Raw genomic sequence first — 12889 nt, 5'->3', positions numbered from 1 at the left:
TCGTTTGTTATACCGCATTTCGTTAACATCTGTGACTGTATAGTCACGCTTAACCCGAGGATTTATCTGCCAGCTTTTTTTCCACGTCATGCAACAAACGGTGCAACATCGCACTGTCGCGCTGCTCTAACAGGCCAATACGCTGATTAATCCAGTCGGCCATTTTATTGTCGTCACTCACCTCTAACCGGCTCAGTAACTGTTCAAACCGCTGGCGCAGGGCTTGGAGCTGCTGACCATCGGCCGCTGGGGCGACAGGCGCAGCCACCTGATTGAGCGCCGACAGCTGGTAACAGTAAACCATAACGGCCTGCCCCAGGTTCAGTGAAGGATAATCGTTTGCCATTGGAATGCCGGTGAGCAGGTCAACCTGCTCCAGCTCTTCATTGGTCAGCCCGCTGTCTTCACGGCCAAATACCAATGCCATGCTGTTTACCCACTGACGTTTTTCCCGCAGTTGCGCTTCCACCTGCTGCGGCGTTGCATAATAGCGGAACCTGGCCCGACTTCGCGCGGTCGTGGCGACGGAAAAGTCGATGTCTGCCAGCGCTTCGGCCAGCGTATCAAAGGTTTTTATCCTGTCCAGAATATCACCTGCGCCATGAGCTACGCGGCGGGCGGCCGGATCCTGCCATGCATCACTGGCAACAATACGCATTTCATTAAAGCCCATGGTTTTCATGGCACGCGCCGCCGCGCCAATATTTTCTGCCCGGGCAGGTGAGACGAGGATAAGAGGAAAAAGCATGATCATTCCATCAGTAAATGTGCACGCTGCTAGTGTAACACGCACCTGCTTTATTGAGGGATATAGGTGGTCATGTTAAGACTCTGACATACATGTTAAAACACGTTAAAAAAGGCCGGAGCGCGCCTTTTTATCATAAAGTGCACATTATCAAAACCTTCAAAATAAAAGCCTTTCATTTCAGTCCACTGTAATAGTAAGTTTCTAACATCATATTTAGTGATAAGCCGGGCTGGCGGGGACAAAAATGAGACGTAATGTCAGCCAGCACGCTATTTTTTGAGATGTTTTTCACAGAAATGTTAACGTGCTACAATTGCATTTGATATAAGTCAACGAAGCGTTGTTTTTATGCTTACCAGTTGTTGTTATTGCTGTTAGGTTGCTGTTAATACAGTTAGTATGTGTTTCAAATTATTATTCCGCAGGGCATGGAATTTTTACCCCGGCAGGCTGGCGAATACGGTTGTTGACCTTGATAAAAGCTTATCAAAATTTACTTTTGTACAACGGTTCAGCAAAGCTTGCCGTTCTCCGCACTGGAGAGCACCTAACCGCTGTACGCCCTGTTTTCAATTTAGTTGGCAAAATTAGGTAGCTAAACATGCAGACCCCGCACATTCTCATCGTTGAAGACGAACTGGTCACGCGCAATACCCTCAAAAGCATTTTTGAGGCGGAAGGTTATGTCGTGTACGAAGCGACCGATGGTGCAGAGATGCACCAGGTGTTGACCGACAATGATGTCAATCTGGTTATTATGGACATCAATCTGCCGGGTAAAAACGGCCTGTTACTGGCACGTGAACTGCGTGAGCAAGCCAATGTCGCATTGATGTTCCTGACCGGACGCGATAACGAAGTCGATAAAATTCTTGGGCTGGAAATTGGTGCAGACGACTACATTACTAAGCCGTTTAACCCACGCGAATTAACTATTCGTGCACGTAACCTGCTGTTGCGCACCATGAATTTGCCTTTACCCAATGAAGAGCGTCGCCAGGTTGAAAGCTATAAGTTCAACGGCTGGGAGCTGGACATCAACAGCCGCTCACTCATCAATCCCAACGGTGAGCAGTACAAACTGCCGCGCAGTGAGTTCCGTGCCATGCTGCACTTCTGCGAAAACCCCGGCAAGATTCAGACGCGTGCTGATTTGCTGAAGAAAATGACCGGACGCGATCTCAAGCCACACGACCGTACTGTTGACGTGACAATCCGTCGTATCCGTAAACATTTTGAATCCACGCCAGATACCCCTGAAATCATCGCCACCATTCACGGCGAAGGTTATCGTTTCTGTGGTGACCTGCAGGATTAAGCTGGCAATCATTTAACGCCCTTACGGGCGTTTAATGATTGCCTTAGTGCCACGGCATAATCGGTACGGCGCTTAGCGCATTTTTAGGTGAACCATCCACCACTTTATCTGAGTAAGCCAGATAAATTAATGCGTTACGCTTGCTGTCAAAGAAACGCACGACCTGCAGTTTCTTGAAGATCAGCGATGTGCGCTGACGAAACACTACGTCACCCTGTGCTTTGCCTTTGGCAATTTTCTCGCTCAGTTCTACCGGCCCGATTTGCTGACACGAAATGGCCGCGTCTGATGTATCTTCCGCTAATCCCAGCCCGCCCTTGATACCGCCTGTTTTCGCCCGGCTGATGTAGCAGGTGACATTTTTTACGTCGGGATCGTCGAATGCCTCAACCACAATTTTGTGGTCGGGTCCAAACATCTTAAACACAGTGTCGACGGAGCCAATCTCTTCAGCCAGAAGCGGACTGGAAAACAGCAAACCCGCGAAGGTGACGAGCAGGAGACGAGGTATTGTCATTGAGTTACCATTGCAAATGTAATAGATGAGCATGTAATGTACTGTCAATCGATACAATAACCAACGTAAAAAGGGTATAAATTCCCGCGTAGATAGCACAACCATCCCAGTCAAAACCAAACATGTCTTTAAAGCAATAAGTGCTATTATTCGTCGACTTCATTTAGCTGCGCCACCAGAGTATGAGGATGTTTTATGGACCAAGCCGGTATCATTCGCGATTTGCTTGCCTGGCTGGAGAGCCATTTGGATCAACCACTTTCACTGGATAACGTTTCCACTAAAGCCGGTTATTCTAAATGGCATCTACAACGGATGTTTAAAGACGTTACCGGACACGCCATTGGCGCCTATATCCGGGCACGACGTCTTTCCAAAGCCGCGGTGGCACTTCGCCTGACCAGCCGCCCGATTCTCGATATTGCTTTGCAGTATCGGTTTGATTCACAGCAGACCTTTACACGAGCCTTTAAAAAGCAGTTTAATCAAACACCTGCATGGTATCGCCGCTCGTCTGACTGGAATTCATTTGGTATTCGCCCACCCATTCGGTTAGGAAACGATCAGCAGCCGGAATCGCAGTTCGTCACCCTGCCGGAGACCGTTCTGGTGGGACAGACACAGAGCTACACCTGTACCCTGGAACAAATTTCCAGCTACCGCGATGAAATGCGTGTCCATTTCTGGAAACAGTTTCTGTTGGAAACGGATACGGTTCCGCCCGTGCTCTACGGTCTGCACCAGGTCCGTGCCAGTCATGAAAAAGACGATGAGCAGGAGATTCTGTACACCACAGCCGTGCCAACCGACAGCGCGACCAATATGCATTCGGGCCAGAAGGTCATTCTTGAAGCCGGGGATTACGTTCAGTTCAACTACAGCGGTCCGCGCGTTGAACTTCAGGAGTTTATTCTGTTGTTATACGGTACCTGCATGCCGACGCTGGGCCTGACGCGCCGCATGGGGCAGGACATCGAGCGCTTTATTACCCACGGCGGTAAAAAGCGCAGCGAACCGCCTACAGAGATTCGTTGTGAATATCTGATCCCGATTCGCCGTTAATACCTGGTGTGATGCCGCCGTAATGACGGCATCATCGATTAACGCTGAAGCTCGTCCATCGCGGGTTCGTCGAGGTGGGCAATATCACCCGCCGTTTCCACGACCCAACCCTGTGCCAGCCATGCGCTCTGCTGATGATCAACGCGGGAAATCGAACAGTTGCGCAGGCGCAGGCGACGTTCGGCATAGGCCGGTAGTCCCAGAATGGTGCTGACCAGCACGCCCAGCGCCATGCCGTGGCTGACCAGTAGCGGGCGGCTCCCTGCCGGCAGCGCCAGGCAGGCATTAAGTGCCTCCTGCATACGCTGCGCCAGTTCCGTCATGGATTCGCCCTTAGGAATGCGGCCGCCCTCGCTGCCGTTCACCAGCGAAGCACGCCAGCCCTCTTCTTCCGGGCTCAGTTCATCAAGCAATCGTTTTTCCAGTATGCCCATGTTCAGCTCCCGCAGTCGCGGGTCGAAAGTGATATCACAACCACAGGCATCGGCAATGATTTCAGCGGTGCGCCGGGTGCGCCCTAAATCGCTGGAAATAATATGCGTGATACCGGCGCTTTTGATGCGTTCACCGACCTGACGGGCTTGTTGCTCACCTTTTTCCGTCAGCGGACTGTCGGAGTGCCCTTGAATGCGACGTTCTGCATTCCATACCGTTTCACCGTGACGAACAAGATAGACCTGTAGCATGCTTAGTTTCCGTTATACTGCGACCAAAATCGCCTTAATTACCTGAGGGTTCAATTAATTATGTACCATGTTGTCGCAGCTACCATCAATCCAGCGAAGATTCGTGCGATTGCTCAGGCATTCAACGACGTTTTCGGCGAGGGATCCTGCCATATCGAAGGGGTCGAGGTCGAGAGCGGCGTTGCGGCACAGCCTTTAACCAACCTCGAAACGCGAACTGGCGCACGCCAGCGCGTGATGAATGCCCGTCAGGTTCGTCCGGAAGCCGACTTCTGGGTGGCGATTGAAGCCGGAATTGAAGAAGAGTGCGCTTTTGCGTGGATGGTGGTGGAAAACCAGAAACAGCGGGGAGAGTCACGTTCGGCCAGTTTTACCCTGCCGCCGGTGGTGATGGCCGGTTTACGTGAAGGACGCGAACTGGGTGAGGAGATGGCGCGCCTCACCGGCATCGACAATATTAAGCACAAAGGCGGCGCAATCGGTACCCTGACCCAGGGCCTGCTCAGCCGCTCCAGCGTTTACCACCAGGCTCTGATACTGGCGCTCTGCCCGCTAACCCATCCGTTCTATCAGCAGTAATCAGCGACGCGTCAGGTGTGCTTCCAGCCACTGCTTCAGTGCCGGAGGCGCCTCTTTCAGGCTGTTTGATCCGCGGGTAATCGTGGCAATCCCCACGCCCAGTTCGTTTTTCAGTTCACGCTGGCTGATGTCGCCATTCAGCAGCGATTCAATGATACGCAAGCGTGTACCAAAGGACTCTCGTTCATCTGGCGTCGTCATCAGCTGTAACAGCGGCAGCGCCTGGTTATCCGCAAAAGCCTGTTGCATCAGCTCAACAAAACGCAGCCAGTGCGCGTCCGTAGCCGGGTCAGTCGTGGATGGCACAGAGGGTTGATTCATGAGAGGCTTCCGTACTCGCTAAAGAGTACGGAAGCTTAACACAGCTAGTAGCGGCGATTCCACTCAGCATCGGACAGGATCTTGTCCGGCTGACCCAGGAAGTAGCGGTAGTACGCATCATAGGCCAGCACATTCTTCACGTAACCCCGGGTTTCCGAAAACGGAATGGTTTCGATAAAGGCGACGGCGTTGAGATTGCCTGCTGTACTGCCTTGCCAGGTCCGTACGCGTCCCGGGCCGGCATTGTAAGCCGCTGAGGCGAATATCCGGTTCTTATCAAACTGCTGATAAACATACTCCAGATATTGCGTCCCGATCTGAATGTTGGTCTGCGGATCGAACAGCTGAGACGCGTTCACATAGCCCGGGATGCTAAACATCTTCACGGTGTGTGTCGCGGTCGTCGGCATAATCTGCATCAGTCCGCTGGCACCCACCGGGGAACGGGCTTTCGGGTTCCATGCACTTTCCTGACGGGAAATCGCCATCGCATAACTCTGCGGAATGGATTTACCCTGGGTGTTCTGCTTATACAGATCCTGCCATGCCAGCGGGAAACGCTCCTTCAGGCTGTCCCACATTTTCGCGGTGATCGTGGCCTGTACGCTCAGATCCCACCAGTCCTGTTCGCTTGCGTAGCGCGCCAGCATCTGCTGCTGGACATGGGTTTTGCTGCCGATCAGGTTGGCCCACTCGCTGCGTGCCAGATTGTCCATGCCCCAGTACATCAGCTCACGCACGCGTGCGAGTTCTGGCCCCTGGGTGGTTGCCGCGTCAGGTTTGGGTGCCGCATCGACCTGAAGAGGATAGTCCACCCCTAAACGTTGTGCGGCAACCATAGGATAAAAACCGCGCTCTTTCATCAGCTTACGCAGAATGTCATCGGCTTCTTCTTTGCGATCTTTTGAATAAAGCAAATCGGCCTGCCAGTACTGCCACTCGTCTTTCTCTTTCGCTTCAACCGGCAGACGCGCAATCCAGGTGTTCAGGCCACGACGATCGTTTTCACTCAGCGCCAGGCGCACCCGCCGTTCTACTAACGCGGTCGATTCGCTGTTCATCACCACCGCATCGCGCCAGCGCGCCTGCTCGGAGGTCAGATCGCTGCCCATCATCCGCCAGACGACAATCTCTTTCAGCGCCTGCTCATCTTCTGGCCCCATTTTTTGCGCGCGCACCAGCTCAGGGATCAGGCTACGGGCTGTTTCCATATCGGCACGGGCAACGCGGGTAAAGGCAAAAATCGTGGCCTGGCGCGTGAAGTCGGTTGCGCCCACGCTGTTGGCAAAGGTCGTGACGGACTGAGGATCTTTCTGCAACGCCAGTAATGCATCCGACATCGTCTTGTAATCGGCAGGCAGCGTTTTGGCCAGATAGCTGACCAGGCTGTCATTGCCCGCTTTCATTGCCAGGCGGATACGTTCAAGAATAGTGATGGGAGAAAGCTGACCGCTGGCCTGCCACACGGAGAAGAGCTTATCGCAGTCATTCGGCAGGGCCGTGCCGCGCAGCCAAATGGCTTTGGCACCGTCAAATGCCGCCTGCTGCTTTCCGGTTGACCATTTGGCATAGTACCAGTTACAACGTGCCTGCACCGGCGTGGGCTCGTCGGGGCTGAAGTTAAGCACGCCTTGCCAGTCCTGACGATGCGCCAGTACGTTAACAAAACGCGTTTTCAGCGAGCGCGCTGGCGGTAAAGTCGGATACTTTTGAATAAAATTTTGTACTGCCAGGCTGGTTTCCTGGTCCAGGTCCTGCGCCAGCAGACGGTATTCTAAATAAGGATAAAGCGGATAATCCTGTAGCGTCGGTAACAGCTGTTCAACTGTTGCCATCTGATTACTGTCCCAGGCCTGCTTAATTTGTTGATATCGTTGCCGTTGTTGATCAAGCGAATCAGCCCATGCGCTGCCGGCCGTGCTGACCAGGCAGATCCCTATCATCCAGTTACGCCACTTCTCCACGTAAATCTCCTCTGTTGCTGGGCGCTGGCTCTGTGCCAGACGTTATTCATGCTAACCAGGGGAAGCCACTCTTGCCATGTTCTTCACAAAATTTACCTTCGCACCGCTTTAACGCACCCTGATGTCACACTGCCTGCGCGACAACTGTGCGTTTTATCATCACATCTTCTTATGGCTGTTCAAATTATCTCATTGATTCATGGCATTAAAATTCTGGCACGTCCTTTGCTCTGTTGAATCCCATCTTGTATACCTGTTGGAATTCACTGCATGGCTTCGACATTCGGTTTGACCCTTAATGACTGGCAGCAACGCGTTCGGCAACACCCGGAGCAGGTTCACACGCTGCTGGCTGAACACCTTTCTGAGCTGGATCCAGACGATAATGCGTGGATCTGTCTTGCCACTCCCGCCCAGTTAATGGCGCAAACTGAGCCGCTCCTGGCACGTTACCAGCAGGATCCGGATGCCCTTCCACTGTTCGGTGTTCCCTTTGCCGTGAAAGATAACATTGACGTGGCTGGCTGGCCGACAACGGCAGCCTGCCCTGCATTCCGTTATATCGCCGCCGAGGATGCCTTTGTGGTGGCACAGCTTAAAGCGGCGGGCGCGGTGGTGATGGGGAAAACTAACCTCGACCAGTTTGCTACCGGACTGGTCGGTACACGTTCACCTTACGGCGCGGTATGTAACACCTTTGACACGGACTTTGTAAGCGGCGGCTCCAGTTCGGGATCGGCCTCGGTACTGGCTCGAGGGCTGGTGGCGTTCTCTTTGGGTACCGATACCGCCGGTTCAGGCCGGGTGCCCGCCGGTTTCAACAATATTGTCGGTCTGAAACCGACCAAGGGCTGGCTGTCTGCGCGCGGTGTCGTTCCTGCCTGCCGCCTGAACGACACGATTTCCGTCTTTGCGCTGACGGTGGACGATGCGTTTCGCGTCGCCAGCCTGGCGGGAGGATACGATGCTCAGGATGCCTACTCGCGCGTTCATCCTCGTACGGCGCCCGCGGGCATGAAATCCCATCCTGATTTCGCGATTCCTGCCGCCCCCGTGTTTTTTGATGATGCGGCTGCCGAAGCGGCCTGGGACGCCGCGCTGACCGCACTGCAGGACAGCGGCGCCACGCTGCATCCGATTGATTTCACCCCCTTCACGCAGCTCGCCGAACAGCTCTACTACGGCCCGTGGGTGGCGGAGCGTACCGCTGCCGTAGGCGAGATGCTCAACCACCCGGAGAAGATGGATCCGGTGGTGCACAGCATTATCTCGACGGGTCTGAAATACAGTGCCGTCGAGGCCTTTGAGGCCGAATACCTGCGCGCCCGGCTGGCGCGCCAGATTCAGCAGGCTCTGGCGCCGTTTGATGCGCTGGTCGTGCCCACGTCCCCCACGATCTATACCCTGGATGAGATGCAGCAGGAGCCGGTGATTTACAACTCACATTTTGGTACTTACACCAACTTTACCAATCTGGCCGATCTTGCCGCACTGGCGCTGCCCGCCCCTTTCAGAAACGACGATCTGCCCGCGGGCATTACGCTCATCGCCCCCGCCTGGCATGACCGCGCGCTGGCGCAGTTTGGCCTGCGCTGGCAGCAGGCTATGGCCCTGCCGCGCGGCGCCACTGGCAAGGCCCAACCCGCTGAGCCTGCGCCGCTTCCCCTTTCCAGCGACCACGTTCGCATTGCAGTGGTGGGCGCGCACCTGACCGGCATGCCACTTAACTTTCAGCTCACGCAACGCCAGGCCGTCCGGGTAGAAGAGACCCAGACGGCCAGCCAGTATCGCCTGTTTGCCCTGCTGGATGGCCCGGTCAAAAAGCCGGGACTGATGCGGGCGGAACAGGGCGCCGCCATCGCCGTCGAGCTCTGGGATATCCCCCTGGCGCGCTTTGGCGAATTTGTGGCCGAGATCCCACAACCCCTGGGCATTGGCAGCCTCACGCTTGCCGATGGTCGCGTGGTGAAAGGCTTTATTTGTGAAGGTTCCGCGCTGACGCACGCGCTGGAGATTACCGAATTCGGCGGCTGGCGTAACTGGCTCGCTTCTCTGGAGAGTTAATCAATCATGTTCAGCACCGTTCTGATTGCCAATCGTGGCGAAATTGCCTGCCGCGCTATCCGTACCCTGAAACGTTTGGGCATTACCAGCGTCGCGGTCTTTTCCAATGCCGACCGTAACGCGCAACATGTCAAAGATGCCGATATCGCTATTTGTCTGGGCGGTGACAAAGCCAGCGACAGCTATCTGCGCATTGATAAAATTCTGGCGGCCGCGCAGGAAAGCGGCGCCCAGGCTGTCTGGCCGGGCTACGGTTTTCTCTCTGAAAGCCTGCCGTTTGCCGCCGCCTGTGAGGAGGCCGGCATCGTATTTGTTGGACCGACAGCGCAGCAAATTGGTGAGTTCGGTTTAAAGCACCGTGCCCGTGAACTGGCAGCGCACGCCGGTGTTCCCATGACGCCAGGCACGCCGCTGCTCGACTCGCTGGATGACGCCCTGGCCGCCGCGAGTCATATTGGTTATCCGGTGATGTTAAAAAGCACGGCCGGGGGCGGCGGCATCGGCCTGACGCGCTGCGCGGATGCCGAGGCGCTCCGGCATGCCTGGGAGAGCGTGCGCCGGCTTGGCGAACAGTTCTTCAGCGACGCAGGCGTATTTCTTGAACGCTGCATCGATCATGCCCGCCATGTTGAGGTACAGATCTTTGGCGACGGCAAAGGCACCGTGGTCGCTCTGGGCGAGCGCGACTGCTCTCTGCAACGCCGCAACCAGAAAGTGGTAGAAGAAACGCCCGCTCCCTGTTTGCCCGCTGCAACCCGCGATGCGCTGCTCGCCTCGGCAGTCCGGTTGGGCGAGGTGGTCAATTACCGCAGCGCGGGCACCGTCGAATACATTTACGATGCGCAGCAGGACGCCTTCTATTTCCTGGAGGTCAATACCCGCCTGCAGGTTGAACATCCGGTCACCGAATGCGTCACGGGTCTTGACCTGGTCGAGTGCATGTTGCGCGTGGCTGCCGATGAAGCGATCGACTGGCCGCGCCTGCAGCAGGCACCTCAGGGCGCCTCGATCGAAGTCCGGCTCTACGCTGAAGATCCGCTTAAACACTTTCAGCCTTGTCCCGGTGTCTTAACCCATGTGCACTTTCCCGAGGATGTGCGCGTCGATAGTGGAATCAGCACCGGTAGCGACGTATCGAGCTACTACGATCCCATGATCGCCAAGCTGATCGTTCATGCTGAAACCCGGGACGCCGCGCTGGCCAAACTGCAACGCGCGCTTAATGCCACTCAACTGCACGGCATCGCCACCAATCTTGATTACCTGCGGCAGGTCATCGCCACCGACGCCTTCCAGAGCGGCAACGTCTGGACTGGTTTTCTGGATGATTTCACGCCGTCGGCCGCGGTAGTGGAAGTTCTGCAGCCCGGCACCTTTAGCTCCGTGCAGGACGTTCCGGGCCGCCTTGGCTACTGGGATATCGGCGTACCGCCCTCCGGCCCCATGGACGACTATGCTTTCCGGCTGGCTAACCGTATCGTCGGCAATCATGAGGCCGCAGCAGGACTGGAATTTACCTTACAGGGCCCGACGCTGCGTTTTCATTGTGCGACGACAATTGCCCTGACCGGCGCTGACTGCGCCGCCATGCTGGATGGTGAACCCGTTGCAAACTGGCAGCCTGTCACGGTCAATGCGGGACAAACGCTCACGCTGGGCCGCGCGCTGCAAGGCTGTCGCTGTTATCTGGCCATCCGTAATGGTTTTGACGTACCGGAATACCTCGGCAGCCGCTCCACTTTCTCGCTCGGTCAGTTTGGTGGGCACGCGGGGCGGACGCTGCGGGTTGCCGATATGCTGCCGGTTTCCCAGCCGCTGCTGGCCGCCTGCACCACACCGGCCCCGATCAGCGCGCCCCAGGCGCTCAGCCCGGCGCTGATACCGACCTACACGAACGAATGGCACATTGGCGTGCTGTACGGGCCGCACGGCGCACCTGACTTCTTCACCCAGGCCGCCATCGACGACTTTTTTGCCAGCGACTGGCAGGTACACTACAACTCAAACCGCCTTGGCGTACGCCTGGTCGGGCCAAAACCGAGCTGGGCTCGCGCTAACGGCGGTGAGGCCGGTCTGCATCCCTCCAACGTACATGACTGCGAGTATGCTATCGGCGCAGTCAACTTTACCGGTGATTTCCCGGTGATCCTCACCCACGACGGCCCCAGCCTTGGCGGCTTTGTCTGCCCGGTAACGATAGCCAAAGCCGAGCTGTGGAAAGTCGGTCAGGTTAAACCTGGTGACAGCATCCGTTTTCACCCCATCAGCGTAGAGGAAGCGACCGCGCGGGAACAGGCTCAGAAGCAGGTGATTGCCACGCTGCGGCCCCACTCTGCGCCCGCGTTTGACGTCCCCTCGCTGGCTGAAAACCGCTTTGGTTCCGGCACCCTGCTCGCCGCTGTCGCCGCCACGGAAACCTCCCCCAGGGCGGTCTATCGCCAGGCCGGTGATAAATACATCCTCATCGAATATGGCGACAACGTCCTCGATCTGGCATTGCGTCTGCGTGTGCATTTGTTAATGGAGGCGCTGCGTGCTCAGCCTGTTACCGGGATCGAAGAGCTCTCTCCTGGCGTGCGCTCGCTGCAAATTCGCTACGACAGCCTGGTCCTGAGCCAGTCGCAGTTAATGAACGTGCTGCTGGAACGGGAAGCGATGCTCGGCAATGTCAGTCACCTGAAAGTTCCGTCACGCATCGTCTGGCTGCCGATGGCCTTTGAAGACAGCGCGACGCTCGGTGCGGTGGAACGCTATAAAGAAACCGTGCGTGCCAGCGCGCCCTGGCTGCCAAATAATGTCGATTTTATTCAGCGCATTAACGGATTAACCAGCCGCGACCAGGTCCGCGACACGATCTTTGAGGCCAGCTATCTGATTTTAGGGCTGGGGGATGTGTACCTTGGCGCGCCCTGCGCCGTGCCTGTCGATCCCCGTCACCGCCTGCTGAGTTCCAAATACAGCCCCGCCCGTACCTTTACGGCAGAAGGCACCGTCGGCATCGGCGGGATGTATATGTGCATTTACGGCATGGACTCGCCCGGCGGCTATCAGCTGGTGGGCCGTACCTTACCTATCTGGAACAAGTTCCTCAAAAATGCGCAGTTTACTGCAGGCGAACCCTGGCTGCTGCGCTTCTTCGATCAGGTGCGCTTTTATCCCGTAACGGAAGAGGCGCTGACGCAGTTACGTGACGATTTCCGCGAAGGTCGCGCCACGCTGCGTATTGACGAAACTGAATTTGACTTTGCCGCTCACCAACAATTCCTGGCGGATAACGCTCAGGACATCACGGCGTTTCGCCAGCGTCAGGCAGCGGCTTTCGAGCAGGAAGTCACGCGCTGGTCGCAGGAGGAACAGGAGATCGCCTCTCCTCCAGATAAAGCGCCTCATACCGCCGCTGAAGATGACAGCGCGCACGCGGTGCAGGCAGATATGAACGGCAATATCTGGAAAGTGCTGGTACAGCCCGGGGATGACGTCAGCGCGGGTCAGACGCTGGTGATTGTTGAAGCAATGAAAATGGAGCTGGCGATTGCAGCCCCCTGCGCCGGTCGGGTGAAACGCATCGCCTGTCAGGCAGGGCGTGCCGTCAGCCCTGGCGATACGCTGCTGTGGCTGGAATAAGGA

General features: G+C 56.1%; 10 protein-coding genes. 5 read left to right on the top strand and 5 right to left on the bottom strand.

Features of this window, described 5'->3' with window-relative positions; translation table 11 throughout:
* Nucleotides 1–49: 49 nt before the first annotated feature.
* On the bottom strand, nucleotides 50–748 hold the full coding sequence (locus QLG08_RS18800) for a tRNA/rRNA methyltransferase (RefSeq protein ID WP_014606619.1): 699 nt from the start codon (nucleotides 746–748) through the stop codon (nucleotides 50–52).
* Nucleotides 749–1352: 604 nt separating this feature from the next.
* Here QLG08_RS18800 and arcA point away from each other — a divergent pair.
* The gene (gene arcA / locus QLG08_RS18795) at nucleotides 1353–2069 is read left to right on the top strand and encodes a two-component system response regulator ArcA (protein ID WP_013024548.1); all 717 of its coding nucleotides are present in this window, start codon (nucleotides 1353–1355) and stop codon (nucleotides 2067–2069) included.
* Between the two features lie 43 nt (nucleotides 2070–2112).
* On the opposite strand, the gene creA is transcribed toward arcA, so the two are convergent.
* Nucleotides 2113–2586, bottom strand: coding sequence for a protein CreA (gene creA / locus QLG08_RS18790; protein WP_019106396.1), 474 nt, complete (start codon nucleotides 2584–2586; stop codon nucleotides 2113–2115).
* A gap of 195 nt (nucleotides 2587–2781) precedes the next feature.
* On the opposite strand from creA, the gene robA reads away from it, so the two are divergent.
* Entirely contained in the window at nucleotides 2782–3648 is an 867-nt protein-coding gene (gene robA / locus QLG08_RS18785; RefSeq protein WP_013024546.1) for an MDR efflux pump AcrAB transcriptional activator RobA, read from the top strand.
* 38 nt (nucleotides 3649–3686) lie between these two features.
* On the opposite strand, the gene gpmB is transcribed toward robA, so the two are convergent.
* Nucleotides 3687–4334: a 2,3-diphosphoglycerate-dependent phosphoglycerate mutase GpmB gene (gene gpmB, locus QLG08_RS18780; RefSeq protein WP_013024545.1), complete on the bottom strand. Its 648-nt coding sequence runs from the start codon at nucleotides 4332–4334 to the stop codon at nucleotides 3687–3689.
* Between the two features lie 60 nt (nucleotides 4335–4394).
* Between gpmB and yjjX the strand changes: the two genes are divergently transcribed.
* Nucleotides 4395–4913 (top strand): inosine/xanthosine triphosphatase, encoded by a 519-nt coding sequence (yjjX, locus tag QLG08_RS18775; protein WP_013024544.1) that lies wholly within the window; start codon nucleotides 4395–4397, stop codon nucleotides 4911–4913.
* On the opposite strand, the gene trpR is transcribed toward yjjX, so the two are convergent.
* The gene (gene trpR, locus QLG08_RS18770) at nucleotides 4914–5234 is read right to left on the bottom strand and encodes a trp operon repressor (protein ID WP_013024543.1); all 321 of its coding nucleotides are present in this window, start codon (nucleotides 5232–5234) and stop codon (nucleotides 4914–4916) included.
* A gap of 44 nt (nucleotides 5235–5278) precedes the next feature.
* Nucleotides 5279–7198: a murein transglycosylase gene (gene sltY / locus QLG08_RS18765; RefSeq protein WP_013024542.1), complete on the bottom strand. Its 1920-nt coding sequence runs from the start codon at nucleotides 7196–7198 to the stop codon at nucleotides 5279–5281.
* A gap of 270 nt (nucleotides 7199–7468) precedes the next feature.
* On the opposite strand from sltY, the gene atzF reads away from it, so the two are divergent.
* Nucleotides 7469–9262: an allophanate hydrolase gene (gene atzF, locus QLG08_RS18760; RefSeq protein ID WP_019106394.1), complete on the top strand. Its 1794-nt coding sequence runs from the start codon at nucleotides 7469–7471 to the stop codon at nucleotides 9260–9262.
* A gap of 6 nt (nucleotides 9263–9268) precedes the next feature.
* Nucleotides 9269–12886, top strand: coding sequence for an urea carboxylase (gene uca / locus QLG08_RS18755; protein WP_014595300.1), 3618 nt, complete (start codon nucleotides 9269–9271; stop codon nucleotides 12884–12886).
* Nucleotides 12887–12889 lie beyond the last annotated feature (3 nt).

This window comes from Pantoea sp. V106_11 (genome assembly GCF_029967885.1).
Taxonomy (GTDB): Bacteria; Pseudomonadota; Gammaproteobacteria; order Enterobacterales; family Enterobacteriaceae; genus Pantoea; species Pantoea ananatis.
This window is presented reverse-complemented; position numbering and strand designations above follow the sequence as displayed.